Genomic DNA, 454 nt, shown 5'->3' with positions numbered 1-454 from the left:
AAACCGCTCAAACGACCATCCTGTACGGGTGTTTTGCGGAGCCTCATGGCGGCCAAAACACCGCGTGACGGGCCTCGCCGGGGTGCACGCCACTGTCGCAGCCGTCCCAAGTATGGACTTCGAAATTCGACAGATCATGTTAGTTTTTTGACTTCTCGGCGATAGCTTCTCTTCTCCTGAGCAATACGTTCGATCATCAAACGATAGGCGCATATTTTGTTGTATTCGACGCTCTGAAAGGCCACGTTCGGGATGAATCTGTTGGCACAGGCATCTCCCGACTTATCGATGGCGACGACATATCGTTCTCCATCACAGAACTGGCGCCTGGCTGTTCCGTCCGCCCGCATTATCATCGGGACGACTCCGAGATTTACCTCGTCATCCGCGGCGAAGGGCTGATGTAAACCTGGGCCTTGCAGCATCGCACCGAGACCGCATTGCGCGACTGATG

At 55.1% G+C, this 454-nt stretch carries 1 protein-coding gene; it reads right to left on the bottom strand.

The window, feature by feature from the left end; genetic code table 11:
* Positions 1–134 precede the first annotated feature (134 nt).
* The coding region (locus CDV44_RS28205; protein WP_170936138.1) for a hypothetical protein at positions 135–454 on the bottom strand (320 nt) is incomplete at its 5' end.

The organism is Pandoraea sp. PE-S2R-1 (assembly GCF_002179865.1).
GTDB lineage: Bacteria > Pseudomonadota > Gammaproteobacteria > Burkholderiales > Burkholderiaceae > Pandoraea.
Note: the sequence above shows the minus strand (reverse complement) of the source record. Positions and strands in the feature narration are given on the sequence as shown.